The sequence below is a fragment of the Polaromonas sp. P1_G2 genome, from assembly GCF_056405515.1.
In genome coordinates, this window is the sequence record NZ_JBFUBY010000149.1 from 1 (window position 1) to 18792 (window position 18792).

At 64.8% G+C, this 18792-nt stretch carries 17 protein-coding genes and 1 pseudogene; 5 read left to right on the plus strand and 13 right to left on the minus strand.

What is annotated here, in order from left to right:
- Positions 1 to 416: 416 nt before the first annotated feature.
- The 9 genes from AC1D0P_RS15560 to cadR form a co-directional block, all read right to left on the minus strand.
- Positions 417 to 908, minus strand: a complete 492-nt coding sequence (locus AC1D0P_RS15560; RefSeq protein WP_477677571.1) for a thioesterase family protein — start codon at positions 906 to 908, stop codon at positions 417 to 419.
- Positions 905 to 2029, minus strand: coding sequence for an acyl-CoA dehydrogenase family protein (locus AC1D0P_RS15565; protein ID WP_477677572.1), 1125 nt, complete (start codon positions 2027 to 2029; stop codon positions 905 to 907). The genes AC1D0P_RS15560 and AC1D0P_RS15565 overlap by 4 nt, the downstream gene beginning before the upstream one ends.
- A gap of 44 nt (positions 2030 to 2073) precedes the next feature.
- A complete protein-coding gene (locus tag AC1D0P_RS15570; RefSeq protein ID WP_477677573.1) occupies positions 2074 to 4014 on the minus strand; it encodes an acetyl/propionyl/methylcrotonyl-CoA carboxylase subunit alpha in 1941 nt (646 codons plus the stop codon).
- On the minus strand, positions 4011 to 4799 hold the full coding sequence (locus tag AC1D0P_RS15575; RefSeq protein ID WP_477677587.1) for an enoyl-CoA hydratase/isomerase family protein: 789 nt from the start codon (positions 4797 to 4799) through the stop codon (positions 4011 to 4013). The genes AC1D0P_RS15570 and AC1D0P_RS15575 overlap by 4 nt, the downstream gene beginning before the upstream one ends.
- A gap of 5 nt (positions 4800 to 4804) precedes the next feature.
- Positions 4805 to 5983 carry an acyl-CoA dehydrogenase family protein gene (locus AC1D0P_RS15580; protein WP_477677574.1) on the minus strand — a complete coding sequence of 393 codons (1179 nt, stop codon included), beginning with the start codon at positions 5981 to 5983 and terminating at the stop codon, positions 4805 to 4807.
- 64 nt (positions 5984 to 6047) lie between these two features.
- The gene (locus AC1D0P_RS15585; RefSeq protein ID WP_477677575.1) at positions 6048 to 7661 is read right to left on the minus strand and encodes an acyl-CoA carboxylase subunit beta; all 1614 of its coding nucleotides are present in this window, start codon (positions 7659 to 7661) and stop codon (positions 6048 to 6050) included.
- Positions 7658 to 8542 carry an SDR family oxidoreductase gene (locus AC1D0P_RS15590; protein WP_477677576.1) on the minus strand — a complete coding sequence of 295 codons (885 nt, stop codon included), beginning with the start codon at positions 8540 to 8542 and terminating at the stop codon, positions 7658 to 7660. The genes AC1D0P_RS15585 and AC1D0P_RS15590 overlap by 4 nt, the downstream gene beginning before the upstream one ends.
- Entirely contained in the window at positions 8539 to 9270 is a 732-nt protein-coding gene (locus AC1D0P_RS15595; protein ID WP_477677577.1) for a TetR/AcrR family transcriptional regulator, read from the minus strand. Before AC1D0P_RS15595 ends, AC1D0P_RS15590 begins: the two co-directional genes overlap by 4 nt.
- 74 nt (positions 9271 to 9344) lie before the next feature.
- A complete protein-coding gene (gene cadR, locus AC1D0P_RS15600) occupies positions 9345 to 9881 on the minus strand; it encodes a Cd(II)/Pb(II)-responsive transcriptional regulator (protein ID WP_477677578.1) in 537 nt (178 codons plus the stop codon).
- 93 nt (positions 9882 to 9974) lie between these two features.
- On the opposite strand from cadR, the pseudogene AC1D0P_RS15605 reads away from it, so the two are divergent.
- A pseudogene (locus AC1D0P_RS15605) lies at positions 9975 to 12121 on the plus strand (heavy metal translocating P-type ATPase).
- A gap of 17 nt (positions 12122 to 12138) precedes the next feature.
- Here AC1D0P_RS15605 and AC1D0P_RS15610 read toward each other — a convergent pair.
- Positions 12139 to 12321: a hypothetical protein gene (locus tag AC1D0P_RS15610; protein ID WP_477677579.1), complete on the minus strand. Its 183-nt coding sequence runs from the start codon at positions 12319 to 12321 to the stop codon at positions 12139 to 12141.
- A gap of 124 nt (positions 12322 to 12445) precedes the next feature.
- Here AC1D0P_RS15610 and AC1D0P_RS15615 point away from each other — a divergent pair, with 124 nt between their 5' ends.
- The 4 genes from AC1D0P_RS15615 (at position 12446) to AC1D0P_RS15630 (ending at position 16086) form a co-directional block, all read left to right on the plus strand.
- Positions 12446 to 12613 carry a hypothetical protein gene (locus AC1D0P_RS15615; protein ID WP_477677580.1) on the plus strand — a complete coding sequence of 56 codons (168 nt, stop codon included), beginning with the start codon at positions 12446 to 12448 and terminating at the stop codon, positions 12611 to 12613.
- A gap of 121 nt (positions 12614 to 12734) precedes the next feature.
- Positions 12735 to 13391: a hypothetical protein gene (locus AC1D0P_RS15620; RefSeq protein ID WP_477677581.1), complete on the plus strand. Its 657-nt coding sequence runs from the start codon at positions 12735 to 12737 to the stop codon at positions 13389 to 13391.
- Entirely contained in the window at positions 13388 to 14044 is a 657-nt protein-coding gene (locus AC1D0P_RS15625; protein ID WP_477677582.1) for a hypothetical protein, read from the plus strand. Before AC1D0P_RS15620 ends, AC1D0P_RS15625 begins: the two co-directional genes overlap by 4 nt.
- The gene (locus tag AC1D0P_RS15630) at positions 14041 to 16086 is read left to right on the plus strand and encodes a Tle-like phospholipase domain-containing protein (protein WP_477677583.1); all 2046 of its coding nucleotides are present in this window, start codon (positions 14041 to 14043) and stop codon (positions 16084 to 16086) included. The genes AC1D0P_RS15625 and AC1D0P_RS15630 overlap by 4 nt, the downstream gene beginning before the upstream one ends.
- Positions 16087 to 16093: 7 nt before the next feature.
- On the opposite strand, the gene AC1D0P_RS15635 is transcribed toward AC1D0P_RS15630, so the two are convergent.
- From AC1D0P_RS15635 to AC1D0P_RS15645, 3 genes are all read right to left on the minus strand, one after another.
- Complete coding sequence (locus AC1D0P_RS15635; protein ID WP_477677584.1) at positions 16094 to 17158, minus strand: ABC transporter substrate-binding protein; 1065 nt, start codon at positions 17156 to 17158, stop codon at positions 16094 to 16096.
- Positions 17159 to 17209: 51 nt separating this feature from the next.
- Positions 17210 to 18367: an NAD(P)/FAD-dependent oxidoreductase gene (locus AC1D0P_RS15640; protein WP_477677585.1), complete on the minus strand. Its 1158-nt coding sequence runs from the start codon at positions 18365 to 18367 to the stop codon at positions 17210 to 17212.
- Positions 18364 to 18792: (2Fe-2S)-binding protein (locus AC1D0P_RS15645; protein WP_477677586.1), on the minus strand; the 429-nt coding region annotated here is incomplete at its 5' end. The genes AC1D0P_RS15640 and AC1D0P_RS15645, both read right to left, overlap by 4 nt.

Below are 18792 nucleotides of genomic sequence, written 5' to 3' on the forward strand. Positions count from 1 at the left end.
CAGGACGGGGCAAGCGGGAACGGGGAAAGAAAGAAGACAGAAAAAACGGAAACACAAAGAAGACAAATACAAACAAGGACTCGCCRWGGCGWGTCCTTGTTTCTTCAGGTATTCGKTATTGGTATTCGGCYGTTYGGWTTTCWTYTCCCCGCKCCCACCCCTTGTGGATGCGCCGAGGAGCGSAGGTYCAGACGGATCAGGGATCGCGTTGTTTGAGCCGAAGGCGAGTTTAGCGAGACCCCGTCTGGACCGAGCACCGCAGGTTGCCCGCAGCGAAGCGAAGGGACGCAGCAACCAGGGTCGCCTTTTCTTTTGCTTACTTTTCTTTTGGCGAAGCAAAAGAAAAGTGAGTAGCAGCCGGGCTACCCCCGGCCAGCAAAACTCAGAAGAGCACGCACCGCCGGAGCAAGCCCCGGCTAAGAAACGATATAAGCCCCAGCCCCAGTAGAAAACAACTTCCCATCAGAACCCAAAAACTCCATCCTCGTACTCGCCACCCGCGAACCAAGCCTCATCACCTCAGCCCGAAGCTCAAAATAATCACCAATCCCCGGCCGCAGATAGTCGATCCGCAAATCTATAGTCCCCAGCTTGGTGAAACGCTGCAGCCGCTGCAGCGGCGTCTCATCCATATGGCGCGCACCTATCGCCGCCATCACCGCGAGCCCACCCATGGCGTCCAGCCCGGCGCTGATCACGCCGCCGTGGATGCGGTTGTGCGCATAGTGGCCTATCAGCTCGTTGCGCATGTCGATGCGCGCCGTGACCCTTTCGGCCGTCACCGAAGTGATCTTCAGCCCCAGCAGCTTGTTGAAGACGATTTTTTCCTCGAACAAGTTCTTGAGTGCGGCGACGAAATCCGGCTCGAATTCAATCGCACCGGTGGGTATGGGCTGTGCTTTGGTCATAGTCCCAATTGTCGTGCAGCGAGGTCCTTCATGATTTCCTCGGCGCCGCCGCCTATCATCATGACCTTGACCTCACGGTAAATGCGTTCGCTTTTGGTGCCGCGCATATAGCCCATGCCGCCCAGGATCTGTACCGCCTGGTCGGCGCAGAACTGCATGGTTTGTGTGGCATGGTTCTTCAGCAAACAAACCTGGGCCACCCAGCCGGCGTTGCCCGAAGCCTCCTCGCCGGCATCGGCGCGCGCGGCCAACGCGTCCGTCCAGGCGCGGGTGGAGGCGATGCGCATCTGCATGTCGACCAGTTTGTGGCGCACCACCTGGCGTTCGACCAGAGCCGCACCGAAAGTCTTTCGCTGGCGCGCCCAGTCCAGTGCTTCGTCGTAACAGGCCTCGGCAAAACCCAGCGCGGCCACGGCCAACGCCATGCGCTCGCCGTTGAAGTTGCCCATGACCATGCGGAAACCAGCGCCCTCCTCGCCGATCAGGTAGCGGGCCGGCACCCGCACCTTGTCAAAGCGCAGATGCGCCGTGTCCGAACACCACCAGCCCATCTTCTGCAAAGGGCTGCGCGACAGGCCTGCCGCATCGCCCGGCACCACCAGCWAGGAGATGCCCGCCGGCCCCTTGGCCTCACCGGTGCGCACGGCCGCGGTCAGGAAGTCGGCGCGCATACCCGAGGTGATGAACACCTTCTCGCCGTCGATGACATAGTCGCCGCCGTCACGCCGCGCGGTGCTGCGCAGCGCGGCCACGTCGGACCCGCCGCCGGGTTCGGTGACGGCCAGCGCCGCGATTTTTTCGCCGCGCAGCACGGGTGTGATGATCTCTTGTTGCAGATCCGGGCTGCCATGGCGCAGCACGGGCGGCAGCGCGATGTTGTGGGAAAAGAGGCTTGCCATCACACCTCCGCTGCCGCCGTAGCGGCACAAGGCAAGGGTGACCGCGTTGCGCAGCTGCCAGGAAGCCGGCGTGCCGCCCAGCGCCTCGGGATAGCCCAGGCCCAGCAGGCCCAATTCAGCCACCCGCGTGTAAAGCGCACGGGGAAACTCGCCGGCTTCGTCCCAGGCCGTAACGTGCGGCGCAATCTCGCGTTCGGCAAAAAGCCTCACGGTATCGGCCATGGCGTTGATTACTTCCTCCTCGCCCCGAGCTGCGTACGACGCGCTCATGCCTCAAACCTCAGCAAGACCTGGCCGGGCGCGGCCTGCTGGCCGGGCGCCACCATCACAGCCGCCAGCACCGCGTCGTGCGGGGCATTGACCGTATGTTCGAGCTTCATGGATTCAATCACCAGCAGGGTGTCGCCGCGCCGCACGGCCTGGCCGGGAACAGCATGCACGGCGATGACCTTGCCATTGAATGCTGCACGCAACTCGCGCGATGCGGCCGCCGCGCCCGAAGCCGCGGCTTCAAAGCTCGCGTCTTCGAGGAAAAGATCGACGCCATCCGCCTGCACATGCCAGCGCAAGGCGGCCTGCCCCACGGCGTCCAGAAGGCGCAAGGCCACCACGCGCCGCTGCGTGCCACTGGTTTGCACCGTGATGGCACCATCTCCCGCCACCATCGCCTCCGGTGAGGTCTGTCCCCCGGTCTCCACCTCCAGGCGTCCCCGGCCCGCTTCGCGCACGCGCAGGTCCAGCACCTGGCCGCCGTGCCGCAGCCTGAGCGGTTTGGGAAACGAACACGGCAGCTCGGAGCCGGCCCCAGGGAAAAGCGCCGCGAGCCCCAGCGGTACAAGCGCCTCTTCTTGCGCTTTCCGCAGTCCTGCTCTCAGAGCAGCGCCGTGCTCTGCCAGAAAAGGAATCAGCGCATCACCGGCTCGAAACACCGGATGTCCCAGGCAAGCGGCCAAAAAGGTGCGGTTGGTCGGCAGGCCCAGCACCTCGGTACGGCCCAGCGCCGCGAGGAGGCTGTCGACCGCCTTCTCGCGCGTGGCCGCATGCGCCACCAGCTTGCCCAGCATGGAGTCGTAATGCGGCGGCACCACCAGGCCTTCGAACAGCGCATGGTCGAAACGAACGCCGCCCGGCTCGCGAAAGCGCTGAACCGTGCCGGCGTGCGGCCTGAAGTCTTCGTCCTCCGCGCACAGGCGCACTTCGATGGCATGGCCCGTGAACACCACGTCCTCCTGGGCCAGCGGCAAGGCCTCGCCCTGGGCGATGCGCAGCTGCCACTCGACCAGGTCCAGTCCGGTGACCGCTTCGGTCACAGGGTGCTCGACCTGCAGGCGCGTGTTCATCTCCATCAAAAAGAAGTCACCACCTTCGACCAGAAACTCCACCGTGCCCGCGCCCACATAGCCCGCAGCCTGTGCGAGCGCCACGGCAGCACCGCACATGCGCGCTCGCAGGGTCGCATCGACGGCGGGACTCGGCGTTTCTTCAATGAGCTTCTGGTGGCGCCGCTGCACCGAGCAGTCGCGCTCGCCAAGATGGATGCAAGCGCCATGGCCATCGGCAAACACCTGCACCTCGACATGGCGAGGGTTCATCAGGGCTTTTTCGATCAGCAGTTCTTCACTGCCGAAGGCTGACGCAGCCTCAGAGCGTGCGCTGCGCAGGGCCGACGGCAAATCCTCGGCTGACAACACCAGCCGCATGCCGCGCCCACCGCCGCCCGCCACGGCCTTGACCATCAGCGGGTAGCCGATGCGGCCGGCCTCGGTTTCAAAGCGTGCATCCGATTGGTCCTGCCCCTGGTAGCCCGGCAGGCAGGGCACGCCTTGCGCCTGCGCCAGCTGTTTGGCGGCAGCCTTGCTGCCCAGCTGCCGCATCGCGGCCGGCGGCGGCCCCACCCACACCAGCCCCGCCGCGATCACCGCCTCGGCAAAGGCGGCGTTCTCGCTGAGGAAGCCGTAGCCGGGATGCACCGCGTCGGCGCCGCTGTCCTGCGCCGCGGCGACCAGCTTGTCGATCCGCAAATAGGAATCGGCCGAGGCGTCGCCGCCCAGGGCACGCGCCATGCCGACCTCGCGCACATGCAGCGCGCCGACATCGGCGTCCGAATACACCGCCACCGTTTGCATGCCCATGGCGTGGGCGGTGCGCAGAATGCGGCGGGCGATCTCGCCGCGATTCGCCACCAGCAGGCGATGGATTTTTGTCATACGGCCCATTCCGGCTCGGCTTTGCGCGCAAAAGCCCGCAGCCCTTCGGCCGCCTCGGCGCCGCGCAGGCTGCCGGCAAACAGGGCGGCCGCCTGGTCCAGCACGTCCGGCTGGCCCTGCGATGCCGCCAGCAATTCCTTGGTGGCGGCCAGCGCGCGCGGCCCCGCCTGGCCCAGCCGGGCCAGCAGGGCCTGCAAAGCCGCCGGCAATTCATCGCCGGCATGCACTTCATCCACCAGGCCCAGCTGCAGGGCTTCCCACGCCGTCCACCTGCGGCCCGTCAGCAGGCATTGCCGCGCGGCGCGGTCGCCCAGGCGCTTGAGCACAAAGGGCGCGATCTGCGCGGGGGCAATGCCCAGCGTCACCTCGGGCGCGGCCAGCACCGCGCGATAACCGGCCAGCACAAAGTCGGCGCAGCACACCAGGCCCAGGCCGCCGCCCATGGCCGGGCCGTTGACCACGGCCACCAGCACTTGCGGCAGCTTGCTCAAGGATTGCAGCAGCGTGCCGAAGCGGCGGTTCATCGCGACCAGCGGGTCCACCGCGCCCGGCGGCAGGGCCTGGCCTATGGCCTCGGAAAAACCACCCAGGCGGCCGCCCGTGCAAAAAGCGCCGCCGGCCCCGGCCAGCACAACAAAGCGCAGCGAAAGGTCTTTTGCCGCGCGCTCGCAGGCGGCCTGCAAGGCTTCCACCATCGCATCGCTCAAAGCGTTACGCGCGGCTGGGTCGTTCAAAATCCAGGTCTCGGTCGCGCCTTCGCGCACCACATCCAGCAGCTTGTTCATGGCGGTCACGCGGGCTTCCTGGAGGACTTGGCCACGCCCATCATCTTGGCGATGATGCCCATCATGACTTCGTCGGCGCCGCCGCCTATGGAGGCCAGCCGGCCGTCGCGGAACATGCGCGCGACCTTGTTCTCCCAGGTGTAGCCCATGCCGCCCCAGAACTGCAGGCAGGTGTCGGGCACCAGCCGGTTGAGCCGCCCGGCCTTGAGCTTGGCCATGGAAGCGAGTTCGGTCACATCCTGGCCTTGCACATAAAGCTCACAGGCGCGGTAAGTCATGGCGCGCAGGCTTTCGACTTCGGTCTTCATCTCGGCCAGCTTGAACTGYACCCATTGCTGGTCGGCCAGCACGGCGCCGAAAAGCTTGCGCTCATGCGCCCATTCGACCGTCCATTCGATGCAGTTGCTCAGCGACTGTATGCAGCTGGCCGCGCACCAGAGGCGTTCCTCCTGGAACTGCATCATCTGGTAGGCAAAACCCGAGCCCTCGCTGCCGATGAGGTAGCGCTGCGGCACGCGCACTTCGTCGAAGTAGATCAGGCCGGTGTCGGACGAGTTCATGCCGATTTTTTTGATCTTTTTCGCCGCTTCAATGCCTTTGCGCAGCTTGCCGCCTTCGCGCATGGGCACCATCACCAGGCTTTTGTTTTTGTGCGCAGGGCCTTCACCGGTATTGACCAGCATGCACATCCAGTCGGCCTGCAGGCTGTTGGTGATCCACATCTTCTGGCCGCTGATGACGTAGTCGCCGCCGTCCTTGCGCGCGTGGCTTTTGATGGAGGCCACGTCGCTGCCCGCGCCGGGCTCGCTCACGCCTATGCAGCCCACGGTGTCGCCGGCAATCGCGGGCGCCAGGAACTCGCGCTTGAGCTCGTCGCTGCCGAAGCGCGCCAGCGCCGGTGTGCACATATCGGTCTGCACGCCGATGGCCATGGGCACGCCGCCGCAGTCGATGTGGCCCAGCGCCTCGGCCATGGCCACACCGTAGGAATAATCCAGGCCCGCGCCGCCGTACGCTTCGGGTTTGGTCAGGCCCAGCAGGCCCAGCTTGCCGAGTTTCTTGAAGACCTCGTGCGCCGGGAATATTTCGGCCGCCTCCCATTCATCGACGTGCGGGTTGATCTCGGCGTCGATGAAACGCTTGAGGGTTTTCTGGATTTCCAGGTGTTCGTGGCTGTACTGCATTTTTGTCTCCGCTTCTTTGCTTCTTTGCTTCTTTATCTCTTCTGTTTTCTTGTGGGGGAATGAGCTACATGCGCGCCACGCCGAATTGCAGCGGCCTGAGCCGCCGCGCCTCAGCCTGGGCGCAGATGTCCAGGCATTGCGCCAGCACGGCGCGCGTGTCGCGCGGATCTATCACGCCGTCGTCCAGCACCAGGCCCGAGGTGTAGAACACATCGGCCTGGGCTTCGACCATCGCAACGATCTTGTCGTACTGGGTCTGTGACTGGGCTGGGTCGGGCGCAATGCCCTTGCGCGCCAACGCCGCTTCACCGACGATCTGCATGGTGCGTGCGGCCTGCTCGCCGCCCATCACGGCCGTTTTCGCGCTGGGCCAGCTGAAAAGAAAACGCGGTGCATAAGCACGGCCGCACATGCCGTAGTTGCCGGCGCCGAAGGACGCACCGCACTGGATGGTGATTTGCGGCACCGTGGCATTGGTGACGGCCTGGATCATCTTGGAGCCGTGCTTGATCATGCCGGCCTGCTCGCTCTCCTTGCCCACCATATAACCGGTGGTGTTCTGCAGGTAGATGATGGGATGGCCCAGCTGGCACATCAGCTGGATGAAATGGGCGGCCTTGTTGGCGCCGGCCACGTCGATGGGGCCGTTGTTGCTGAGAATGCCGACGGCATGGCCACCCAGGGACGCCTGCACGCAGACCGTGGCCGCGCCGTAAAGCGCCTTGAAGGGCAGAAAGTCGGAGCCATCCACCAGCCGCGCGATCAGTTCCTGCATGTCCAGCGGCTGGCGCAGGTCGTCCGGCACCAGGCCCAATAGCTCTTGCGCCGGGTACAGCGGTTCACGCGCCAGGCTTGCGGAGGCTGCCTGCGCCCACGCCGTGCGCGCCACCACCTCGCGCGCCAGGCCCAGCGCCTCGCGGTCGTCCCCGGCCAGCTGTTCGCCCAGGCCGGATACGGTGCTGTGCATCTGCGCCCCGCCCAGTTCCTCTTCAGTCGCCACTTCGCCGGTGGCGGCCATCAGCAGCGGCGGGCCGGCCAGGAAGGCGCGCGAACGGTCGCGCACCATGATGACAACGTCGCTGAGGCCGGGCATATAGGCGCCGCCCGCCGTGCCCGAGCCGTGCTGCACGGTGATGACGGGAATGCCGGCCGCCGACAGGCGCGCCAGGTTGCGGAACAATGCGCCGCCCTGCACAAAACCTTCGACCCGGTAGCGCATGAGGTTGGCGCCCGCGCTTTCGACCAGGTGGACAAAGGGCAATTTGTTTTGCAAGGCGATTTCCTGCACACGCAGGATTTTTTCCAGGCCCATGGCTTGCACGGCGCCGGCTTCTATGCCCGAGTCGCTGGCCACCACCATGCAGCGCAYGCCGCTGACAAAACCGATGCCGGCCACCACGCCGCCGCCCGGCACCGAGTTGGCAGCCTCCTTGCTGTCCTGCAGGTAGCCGGCCAGCGAGCACAGCGGCAGCCAGGGCGCGCCGGCGTCCAGCAGCAGCGCCACACGTTCGCGCGGCAAGAGTTGGCCGCGCTTGTCGAAGGCGGGCCGCGACTTCGCCGAAGCGGCGGCGCTGCGCTCTTCAAGCCCCCGCAGCGCCGCGATGCGCGCCAGCATGGCGTCCCGCCGCTGCAAGGCCCGCGGCGACTGCGCATTCCACGCGGACTGGAACAGTGTCATGACTGCAAGACTTTCGGTGTTTCGGCGAGGTGGAAGCCGTCGAAGGGCTTGACGGCCTCACGCTGCAGCGCTTCGGCGTCGAGCCGCTGCTGGGGCCAGCCCATGCGCACCTGGGGCCTGGCGCCGTCCACGCGCAAGGTGCTGCCGCTGATGAAGTTGGCGGCCTTGCTGAGCAAAAACACCACGGCGGCCGAGGTTTCGCTTTCGGTGCCGAAGCGGCCCAGCGGCACGGTGTGGCGCATCTCGCGCAGCATGGGGCCGGCCTCGGGCGGGTAGTGGTCCATGCCACTGGAGGCGATGTAGCCGGGCGCCACCGCGTTCACGCGCACGCCGCTTCTGGCCCATTCGGCCGCCGCGGTTTCGGTGAAGCTCACCATGCCGGCGCGCGCCGCGCCGCTGTGGCCCATGCTGGGCATGGAGCCCCACATGTCGGCCACGATGTTGACGATGCTGCCGCCCTTGTCCTGCATGGCCTGCAGGTAGCATTCGCGCGCCATCAGGAAGCCGCCTGTCAGGTTGGTGTTGATGACGGCCTCCCAGCCCTTGGCGCTGATGGCCTCCAGCGGCGTGATGTACTGGCCGCCGGCGTTGTTGACCAGCCCGTCGATGCGGCCCTGGGCCACCACGATGGCGGTGATGGTGGTCCTGACGGTTTTCTCCTGGCGTATGTCGCAAGGGTGGAAGCTGACACGGCCGCCCTGCGCCGCGATCTCGCCTGCCACGCCGTGAAGCCTGGCCACCTGCCGGCCTATCAGCACCACATGGGCGCCGAGCGCGGCGAGCTCGTGCGCAATGCAGCGGCCTATGCCGGAGCCGCCGCCGGTCACGACGATGACCTGGCCGGCAAACAGGCCGGGCTGGAAAACCGATTGGTAGCTCATGGCAAGGCCTTTGATGAGGAGGTTTTGCCCGGCGCCGGGGCGCGAATGAAAAGCGCCATGGCCGCGTCGGTCAGGTCGTCCAGCGTGGCGGACTGCCTGGCGTCAAACCACTGCACCGACCAGTTGAGCGCGCCGAACATCAGCAGGCGCGCCAGCTTCACCGGCCCCTTGAGCTGCCCTGCCCCGGCCAGGGCCTGCAGCACGGGCTCCCAGACGGCTTCGTAGTCGCTTTGCAGCTTGGTCAGCAGCGCGCGCTGCCGGGTGGTGATGGAGCGCGACTCATAAAGCATGACCGGAATGAAATCGCTGCCGGGGCCCAGCAGCACACCGAAGTGGCTGCGTATCAACAGCCGCAGCAATGCCGGCGCGTCATCGGCGGGCAAGCCGGCCGCCTGCAGGGCCGCGGCCTGGCGCAGCAGGGCCGAGCGCATGCCCTCCTCCATCACCGCGTAGAGCAACGCGCCCTTGCTTTTGAAGTGGTAGAAGGGCGAGCCGCTGTGCATGCCGACCGCCGCCGCAATGTCGCGCGTGCTGGTGGCGTTGAAGCCTTTTTTCCGGAACAGCCGGGCGGCGGCGTTGATGAGTTCGATGCGGCGGTTGCCGTCGTCGCGCTCGTCCAGGGTTTTGCGCGGGCGGCCGCGCGGGCGTTTTTCAGCGCTTGCGGCCGCGGTTTTCGGGGGTGAAGGGGCACGTTTGGCGAGGCGCGGACGCGTGGCGGGTTTTTCCATAAGGACGGACCATAGCAAAACCCGGTATTTTTAGCAAGCAAGCGCTTTGTAAAAATACCGCAACCCGGGCCGGGTCATTTGCGCGCGCGGCCCGCCTTGCCCGCGGCGGGCCCGGCGCCGCCCTCTTTGCCGGGCGCGCCCACCTGCGGGTGCGCGCCGTGGATGTGCGCCGCATGGCCGCGCTCCACAACAGGTGTACGGTTCTGGCTTTGCCGCAAGGCGGCTTTTTCCAGGCCGCTGAGGATGCCGCAGTCATCGGCGCCCTGGTCGCTGGCGCATTGCTCACGCAGCAGCTTGAGGTCTTTTTCCAGTGCCTTGAGCTCGCGTATGCGCGTGGCGACGTGGCTGATGTGTTCGTCCAGCAAGGTGTTGACGTCGGCGCAGCTGCCAGCGGGCGCGTCCTTGAAGTTCAGCAGGGTGCGGATCTCGGCAAGCGTCATGTCCAGCGAGCGGCAGTGGCGTATGAAGGCCAGGCGCTGCACATGGCTTTCGTCGTAGATGCGGTAATTGGCCTCGGTGCGCGCCGCTTCGGGCAGCAGGCCTTCACGCTCGTAGTAGCGTATGGTTTCCGTCTGGGTCTGGGCGGTTTTGGCCAGCTCTCCGATTTTCATGGCGACCTCCTTGAACATCGTCCCGACATCGCGGCAGGGTCACTCGCCAATCGCGCTTGACTCTAAGGCCGCTACAGGGTTTCCAATTAAGCCATGAAACCTGAAAAAACCCCAGTTTCCGGCCTCAAAGGCCCTACCGGCGACTGCTGCGGCAGCGCCCATGCCGCGCACGCAAGCCTGCCCCCCGCAGCCGTCCCCGCAGGCGCCGCGGGGCGCCTGTTCCGCATCGCCACCATGGACTGCAGCGCCGAGGAATCGGACATACGCCGCGCCCTGGAGCCCGTCACCGGAATACGCTCGCTGGGCTTCCAGCTGGGGGCGCGCACGCTCAGGATAGACGCCAGCGAAGACGCCTACGCGGCCATGACAGTGGCTTTGGCGGCGGCGCCACCCGCCTGGTCGTGGCACTGGTGCTGGCGGTGGGCGCCGAAGCAGTGTCGTTTTTCACGCCCGAACTCATGGCCTGGAAAATCGCCGGCATGGCGGTGGCGGCTGCCGCGATTGCCCTGGCCGGCCTGGACACCTACAAGAAAGGCATGGCCGCCCTGTTGCGCGGCAAGCTCAACATCAACGCGCTGATGTCGGTGGCCGTCACCGGCGCTTTCCTGATAGGCCAATGGCCGGAAGCCGCCATGGTGATGGCGCTGTATGCAATTGCCGAGCTGATCGAAGCCCGCGCCGTGGACCGCGCCCGCAACGCGATCAAGGACCTGCTGGACATGGCGCCCGAACAGGCGCTGATGCAGGATGAAGACGGCGCCTGGACCATCACACCGGTGGCCGCCGTGCCGCTGCAAGCTGTGGTGCGCATACGCCCCGGCGAACGCGTGCCGCTGGACGGCCTCGTCACGCAAGGCAGCAGCGCCGTCAACCAGGCGCCCATCACCGGCGAGAGCATTCCGGTCGACAAGGAAATCGGCGACGCCGTCTTCGCCGGCACCATCAATGAAACAGGCGAGATCGAAATCCGCGTCACGGCGGCGGCCGGCAACACCACACTGGCGCGCATCATCCATGCGGTGGAGCAGGCTCAGGGCAGCCGCGCACCCACGCAGCGGTTTGTCGACCGCTTCGCCGCGGTCTATACACCCGCCGTGTTCGCGATCGCAGTCGCGGTGGCCGTTCTCATGCCCTTGGTCGCAGGCCTCAGCTGGCAGGAGTCACTCTATAAGGCGCTGGTGCTGCTGGTGATCGCCTGCCCCTGCGCGCTGGTGATCTCCACGCCGGTCACCGTCGTCAGCGGCCTGTCGGCCGCCGCGCGGCGCGGCATCCTCATCAAGGGCGGCACCTATCTTGAACAGGCGCGCCTGCTCAAGGCCGTCGCGCTCGACAAGACCGGCACCATCACCGAAGGCAAACCCCGGCTCGTGGACTGGCGCGCCTGGGGCGATGCCGGCGAAGCATCCCTCACGCAGCTGGCCGCCGGCATGGCCGCGCGCTCCGACCATCCGGTGTCCAAAGCCATCGCCGCGGGCTTGAACACCGAGCCTGCCGAGGTGCAGGACTTCAAGGCCCTGCCGGGGCGCGGCACGGAGGGCGCCATCGCGGGGCGGCGCCTGGTGCTGGGCAACCACCGCCTGATCCATGAACTCGGGCGGTGCGGCGTGGAGCTGGAAGCCGAGCTTGCGCGCCATGAGCAGCAGGGCCGCACCGTGACCCTGCTGGCCGACGAGCGCCGCGTGCTGGCCCTGTTCGCGGTGGCCGACACCATCAAGGAAAGCTCGCGCCAGGCCATCACCGACCTCAAGGCGCTGGGTGTCACGCCCGTGATGCTGACCGGCGACAACGCTGCCACGGCGCTCGCCATCGCGGCGCAGGCCGGCATAAACGACGCGCGCGGCGAGCTGCTGCCCGAAGCCAAGCTGGATGCGATCCGCGAAATGCAGCAGCGCTACGGCGTCACCGGCATGATCGGCGACGGCATCAACGACGCACCCGCACTGGCCCAGGCCGACATCGGCTTCGCCATGGGCGGCGCGGGTTCCGACACCGCCATGGAAGCGGCCGACGTGGTCATCATGAACGACAAGCTGCAGCGCGTGGCCGAGACCGTGCGCCTGTCACAGCGCACGCATGCCGTCCTCTGGCAAAACATCAGCCTGGCCCTGGGCATCAAGAGCGTTTTCCTGGTCCTCGCCGTGTTCGGCACGGCCACGATGTGGATGGCGGTGTTCGCAGACATGGGCGCCAGCCTGCTGGTGGTGGGCAACGGCTTGCGGCTGTTGCGTCGGCGGCCTTAAGGCGCAGCAGCGTTTTTTCAGACAAGCCCGGGAAGGCGCGGCAGGCGGGCCTCTGGTTTTGCGTTTTGCGTTTTGCGCCTGAGCACGCAAGCTCCCTCTGCATTCAATCCCGCATCTTTCTTTACGCGAGGTCTCGCGGGAAGAGCCTTGGATGTCCATGCCTCGTCTGTGTTCATCATCATGTTCATGGTGATGTTCATGGTCATTTTCACGTGCGGTTTGTGTCCATTCACCCTATGAGAGATGTGTATGCAGGCATGTTTAAACGCTATTGGCGTCTTTCCCTGCATCTCCTTACACCTGATACCCGACCGGCCGATGCGCATGCTGCTGAAATTCCTGTTGTTTGTGCTCTTTGTGACGATGCCATTGCTCCATTTGGCTGGCAAAACCACCGGACCTGGAGCACCTGGGGCGCGGAGCGAACACAAAGCCCAGGGAAGCGGTATTCCGGCGAATAGCCTCGCCACAGACCGCAAGGGATTGCAATGAACTGCTTCAGGGGGCTGTCGCGACTGTCGGTTTCCCTGTTTGTTGCAGCGCAGTTGGCTGCTTGCTCCAACAACTTGATGCTTTTGGGCTGGAACAGCATAAGAAAAACAGGAGTCCCGGCATGAACCGCCGAACCATGCTGCTTGCCGCGACATCCATTCCATTGCTGAGCGGTTGCCTGTATGACCGGCGGTTTGATCTCGAATGGGATGAAGAAGTGCAACTGCACGATGGACGCGTGATCGTTGTGCATTTGAAGAATACCTACGAACGCATTCATCAAGGCTTTACACGGTACGGCGGGGTCATCATGGCAAGGGATACGGCGCTGACGTTTGATGCCGGCGAAACAAGCGGCAAGGTCACTCAGCTATTCAAAGGATATAGCCCTTCCCTCCTTGATCAGCATGAAGGCGCATGGTACGTGACGCTGCGAGGGGGGCCCTATTACCGCTCCGAGGAAATACCGGGACAAAACTGGGGGCGCTATGCCTGGGGTGATTGCGATGAGGTAGCGAAGCTTGTGGGTACTCAATTTACCCCCATCCAGATCCACGATTTGCCGCGTGCATTTCGCATGCCAAACATGTTGCTATACGGCGTAGCCGCTGAGCATGCCCAATTTCACGAGCGACGCATATCGCTAAGGGATAAAGAGGATTGGTTGATAAAACATCCCCTTAGCTATGGTCATATCAGCAGTTGCCGCCCGCCAGAGGGAACTGCGAACTCAGCCGAGCCTTCTATGTCGATCAAAAAAGCAGGGGGGCCGGCATGAACCGTCGAGCCTTGCTGGTTGCAGTGACATCCTCTCCATTGCTGAGCGGCTGCCTGTATGACCGGTGGTTTGATCTTGAATGGGATGAAGAAGTGCAACTGCACGATGGGCGCGTGATCGTTGTGCATTTGAAGCGCACCTATGAACGCCTCAGCCAAGGGTTCACACGATACGGAGGAAGCATCATTTCGAGAGATACGACGCTGACGTTTGATGCCGGCGGACCAAGCGGCAAGGTCAATCAGCTATTCAAAGGGCATAGGCTCTCCCTTCTTGATCAGCATGAAGGCGCATGGTACGTCACGCTGCGAGGGGCACCTTATTACCGCTCCGAGGAAATACCGGGACAAAACTGGGGACTCTATCGCTGGGGTGGTTGCGACAAAGTTGCGAAGCTTGCAGGTACTCAATTTGTTCCCATTCGGATACATGACTTGCCGCAGGCAATTCGCATGCCAAACATGTTGCTATACGGCATAGCCGCTGAGCATGCCCAATTTCACGAGCGACGCATATCGCTAAGGGATAAAGAGGATTGGTTGATAAGACATCCCCTTAGCTATGGTCATATCAACACTTGCCATCCGCCAGAGGGCGCTGCRATTCCAAGCAGCCCTTCTACATCCACCAAAGAAATAGGGGGCTCAAAGTGACACAACCATTCGAGTATGCATTGTTGTCGGGCGACGCCTATAGAGACGCCAGGGAATTTAGGGGAAACTATTCCCCCATCCCGCCCGGTTGGACCGAGTTAACCAAATACGCCATTTCAGGGTCTGGCGCCAATGCCAGCTTTCCCGGCAGTGGGTTTAGCGCCCGCGTCTATCGGGACGTGACGGGCGAAATCGTGATCGCCTACGCGGGCACGCAGTTTGGTGGTTCAGGCGCGGGGCAAGCCGGCGACTGGTTCGCGGGCAATATGCCTTTGGCTGTCGGCCTGCTGGGCCCGCAAGCGATTGCCGCGGCAGAGCTGTACCAAAGGGTTGCCGCCGACCTCGGCAACAACATCACCTTTACCGGACACAGCCTGGGTGGCGGCCTGGCCGCCATGATGGCCGTGTATTTTGATCGGCCCGCCAAGGTGTTTGCGCCCGCGCCGTTTGGCAAGTCCGCCGATCCCACGCAATATGTCCTGGGCGTATTGGGGCCGCTGGCCGCCATCAGGGCCAAGCTTTTTGCCAATGCACTGGCCGACCCTCATCTGGTCGGCATTCCGGAAGCCCTGGCCGACTTCAGTCCAGGCGGCGACTACACCGCGCGTTCGGCCAAGGTCCAGGCCTGGGCCGTCAAAGGCGAGATACTGGAAAAAACGCTCTTCCTCTTGCCTTTTATTGAAACCTCGGGCACACGCACATCGCTATTCACCGCCGGTGAAACCGAACTGGGCATGACCTCCAAGCACAGCATTGATTTGCACGCCGCGGGTTTGATGAGCCCGACCTTTAACAAATGGTCCGCTACCTTGACGGGTGCCTTGCCGCTGATATTTGACAGAACTTTCTATGCCGTAGATCTGATCACCGGCAAAGAGCAGGATTTTCTTGTCAAGCTCAACCGCAATCAAGTTGGTATAGCGGAAACTGCCCCCAATGCCATGCTCAGCCACTTCGCCAATGACTTGCAAAAAATGGGCACCAATATGGCCGGCCTGAACCGGGCCGCGCAAGACGCCCTGACCGCCCAGAGCATCGAGTGGTATTTCTGGCAAGGCAGAAACTATGCAGGCCAGGAATTCTTCACCCAGACCGGGAACCTGCTGCAATACACCTCGGCTCAAGGCGCAGGCCTGGACGGTGCGCTGAACAAAGCCGTACGTTACGTGGATCCCTGGCTGAGCCCTATTGCCCGCGCACACGGGACTTTTGCCGAAGTCGTCAATTACGACCAATGGAATGTCGTCATCGGAAGTGAGGGCACCACAGCGGCAGCCAGGGACGGCAGCAAAACGCAGATATTCATCGGTGGCGCCGGCGGCGACTCATTGACCGGGGGCAGCAGCGCCGACACCTTGTACGCAGGCCAGGGCAATGACACCCTGGACGGCAGCGCGGGTGTTGACATGCTTGCGGGCGGTGGCGGCGTCGACACCTACCAATTTTCAGGCGCATTCGGTTCCGACACCATCGTGGACAGCGACGGCCTGGGCCGCATCCTGGTGGACGGCGGCACACTGCAAGGCGGCAAGAAGGTGGAGGGGCTGGAGAACGTCTGGCGAAACGGGGAACAGGGTTACACCTTCGCGCTGGCGGGCAACGGCGCCGATCGCAGCTTGCGCATCACGAAAGACGGCAACAACACTCTCGCGGGCGGCCATGGCGGCGACACCTATCAGGCTGGCCGGGGCATGGGAGAAGACCGCATTGTGGAGAACGATGCGACACCGGACACCATTGATGTGCTGTCTTTCGGTGCGGAGATCAATGCCAGCCAGCTCTGGACGCGCCGCATCGGCAATGACCTGGAAATCAACATCATCGGTAGCGCCGACAAGGCCGCCGTGCAGGACTGGTACCTCGGCAGCACCCACCATGTCGAGCAGATCAGGCTCAGCGACGGCAAGATGCTGCGGGATTCCGATGCCGAGATCCTGGTGCAGGCCATGGCCTCATTTGCCCCGCCGTCGATGGGGCAGACGGACCTGCCGGCCGCCTATGCGGCCCAGCTGGCCCCGGTGATTGCGGCCAGCTGGCATTAAAGAAGAATCAGCGCTCGACCGTCTTGTTCCAGCGCGCATTCCAGGCCGGGCGGTTTTCGTTGATCACGTCCCAGTCCACAGCGATGGCGGTCTTCATGTACTCGTTCATCTGGGTCACCAGCGCGGCGGCCTTGCCGGAAGCCTTGGTCTTGGGGTTGGACGGGATCTGGTCGCCGAACTCGAGTGCAGCGGCCTGGGCTTCGGGCGACAGCAGGTACTGGGCCAGCTTGTGGGCCAGCGCGGGTTCGCTGTTTTTGGCGATCACGCATTCGCCGACGGTCAGCACGGCCGAGCCTTCCTTGGGCTGCACGTATTCCACGGGCAGGCCCTTGTCTTTGAGCACGCCGACTGCCGTGGGCGTGAGGGGGAACATCGCGGCCTCGCCGGTCTGCACCATTTCAGCGAGCTTGGCGGAGCTCGGGATGTACTCGAGCACATTGGGGCCTATGGTCGTGGGCCAGGCCTTGAAGCCGGGCTCCACGTTCTTGTCGCTGCCGCCCTGGATGCGGTTGAACAGCAGAAAGCCGTGCAGGCCGAAGGTCGACGAGGACAGCGACTGGAACACCACCTTGCCCTTGTACTTGGGATTGGCCATGTCCATCCACGAGGTCGGCGGCGCCCAGCCCTTTTCGGTGAACATCTTCTTGTTGTAGGCGATGCCGGTCATGCCGATGTTGACGCCGGCGGCCATGTCGCCCTTGAAGCGCGCGGTCGGGAACAAATCGTTCAGCGCCGGGCCGGCCTGCATTTTTTCGCACAGGCCCATGCCGATGGCGCGGTACATGATGCCGTCATCCAGGAACATCACGTGCATTTGCGGGTTGTCCTTGTTGGCCTGCGCCTTGGCCAGGATGTCCGAGGAGGTGCCGGGCACGACCACGACCTTGACGTTGTTGGCTTTCTCAAACGCGCCGAAGACGTGTTCGGTATAGGTTTTTTCCATGGTGCCGCCGTTCATGCCGATGTACAGCGTCTTGGCCTGGGCCATGGCGTTGCCGCCGGCCAGGCCGGCAATAACGGCAAGCGACACCGCGGTGGCGCGGGCGGTCAGGAATCGTGGGGAGGTGTTCATGGAAAGCTCCTGGTGGCGTGGGTGAAAGAAATGGCAGTGAAAGGAAGATGGCTAGACAACGGCGGAAGAGGCAGGCCCGGTGGTTGCCGCACGCGGGCTTGAAGGAAAACGTTCAATCGAAAAAGCCTCAATCGGCGTGGCGCTGCGGCCTTCGCAGACCAGGTCGGCCAGCACCGCGCCGACACCCGGCCCCAACTGGAAACCGCCGCCGGCAAAACCGAATGCATGAATCAGGCCCGGTGTGGTGGCGCTAGGGCCCAGCACCGGTAGTCGGTCCGGCAGGTAGCCCTCGGTGCCGCTCCAGGTGCGAATGATGTGGGCGTTTTTCAGTGCCGGCAGCAGCTCGACGGTCTGCTGCATCAGGCCGGACAGGCCGCTGCGCTGCGCTCGGGCGCGCTGCTCGTCCAGTGCATAACCCCGGCCGCCGCCGATGACGCAGTTGCCGCGCGCCMCCTGGCGCGCGTAGATGCCGCCGCCCTCCACGCCCAGGCTCAGGTCCATGAACGCGGGCAAGGGCTCGGTCACCGCCATCTCGGGGTGGCCGGCCTCCATGGGCACGGTCTCGCCAAATTGCGCGGCAATGCGGTCGGCCCAGGCGCCGGCGCAGTTGAGCAAATGTTTGGCGCGCACTTCCAGCACCTCGCCCGAGCGCAGCACAAACAGCTCGCCGTCGTGCGCGACCTCGTCCACACGGGTCTGCTCGCGGATGTGGGCGCCCAGGTTGCGCGCGGCCAGCGCGAAGGCCGGCGACACCAGGCGCGGGTTGGCCTGGCCGTCGCCGGGGCACAGCGAGGCGCCGACGGCGGCCCGGCCCAGCCAGGGGCAGCGCTCGCGCAGGGCGCGCGTGGACAGCATCTGCAAGTCCATGCCCCAGCCCTGCGTGCGCTCGCGGTAGCTTTCAAGCGAAGCCAGGTCGGCCTCGCTGCGCGCGATCTTGAGATGGCCGGACTGGATGTATTCGCCGTCTATGCCTATGAGTTCGGGCAGGCGCGCCCACAGGCCCTGCGCGCGCTGCGACAGCGGCAGCTGGCTCAGCGGCCGGCCCTGGCGGCGCACGCCGCCGTAGTTCACGCCGCTGGAGCGCGAACCGCAGAGGTCGCGCTCCAGCAGCACGACCGAAAAGCCCATGCGGCGCAAAAACAGCGCGGCCGACGCACCCATGATGCCGCCGCCCACAATCGCCACGTCGGCCGTGATGCGTTCCATCATGCGGCCTCCTGCTGCAGCGCCGGTGCGGCCGCGGCCGAAAACGGCAGCGGCTTGATGGGCGACTGCCCGCGCAGCCGGCCCACGGCATCGGGCTGCACGCTGCAGGCCTGCGCGAGGATCTCGGCCGCCGCCACGCCGCAACTGCGGCCCTGGCATCTGCCCATGCCGACCCGCGTCAACGCCTTGAGGCGGTTCATCTCGCGCGCGCCGGTGTCGGCCACGCAGCGGCGCAATTCACCCGCCGTGATTTCCTCGCAGCGGCAGACCACAAGCTCGTCGGGTGCATTGGCGGCCCAATGCACCGGAAACGGAAAGGCCCGCTCCAGCCCCTGGCGGAAGGCCGCGGTGCGCGCCAGCTGCCGCTCCAGCCAGGCCGCGCGCGGGAGGTCGAYCCGGTGCCCGGTGTCCGCGAGCAGCGCCAGGGC

Bases quoted from the DNA above. Each gene is read 5' to 3' on its own strand.
- AC1D0P_RS15570 (WP_477677573.1), bottom strand. From the start codon at position 4,014: ATGACAAAAATCCATCGCCTGCTGGTGGCGAATCGCGGCGAGATCGCC.
- AC1D0P_RS15560 (WP_477677571.1), bottom strand. From the start codon at position 908: ATGACCAAAGCACAGCCCATACCCACCGGTGCGATTGAATTCGAGCCG.
- cadR (WP_477677578.1), bottom strand. From the start codon at position 9,881: ATGAAAATCGGAGAGCTGGCCAAAACCGCCCAGACCCAGACGGAAACC.
- AC1D0P_RS15620 (WP_477677581.1), top strand. From the start codon at position 12,735: ATGAACCGCCGAACCATGCTGCTTGCCGCGACATCCATTCCATTGCTG.
- AC1D0P_RS15595 (WP_477677577.1), bottom strand. From the start codon at position 9,270: ATGGAAAAACCCGCCACGCGTCCGCGCCTCGCCAAACGTGCCCCTTCA.
- AC1D0P_RS15575 (WP_477677587.1), bottom strand. From the start codon at position 4,799: ATGAACAAGCTGCTGGATGTGGTGCGCGAAGGCGCGACCGAGACCTGG.
- AC1D0P_RS15635 (WP_477677584.1), bottom strand. From the start codon at position 17,158: ATGAACACCTCCCCACGATTCCTGACCGCCCGCGCCACCGCGGTGTCG.
- AC1D0P_RS15615 (WP_477677580.1), top strand. From the start codon at position 12,446: ATGCTGCTGAAATTCCTGTTGTTTGTGCTCTTTGTGACGATGCCATTG.
- AC1D0P_RS15610 (WP_477677579.1), bottom strand. From the start codon at position 12,321: ATGAACATCACCATGAACATGATGATGAACACAGACGAGGCATGGACA.
- AC1D0P_RS15590 (WP_477677576.1), bottom strand. From the start codon at position 8,542: ATGAGCTACCAATCGGTTTTCCAGCCCGGCCTGTTTGCCGGCCAGGTC.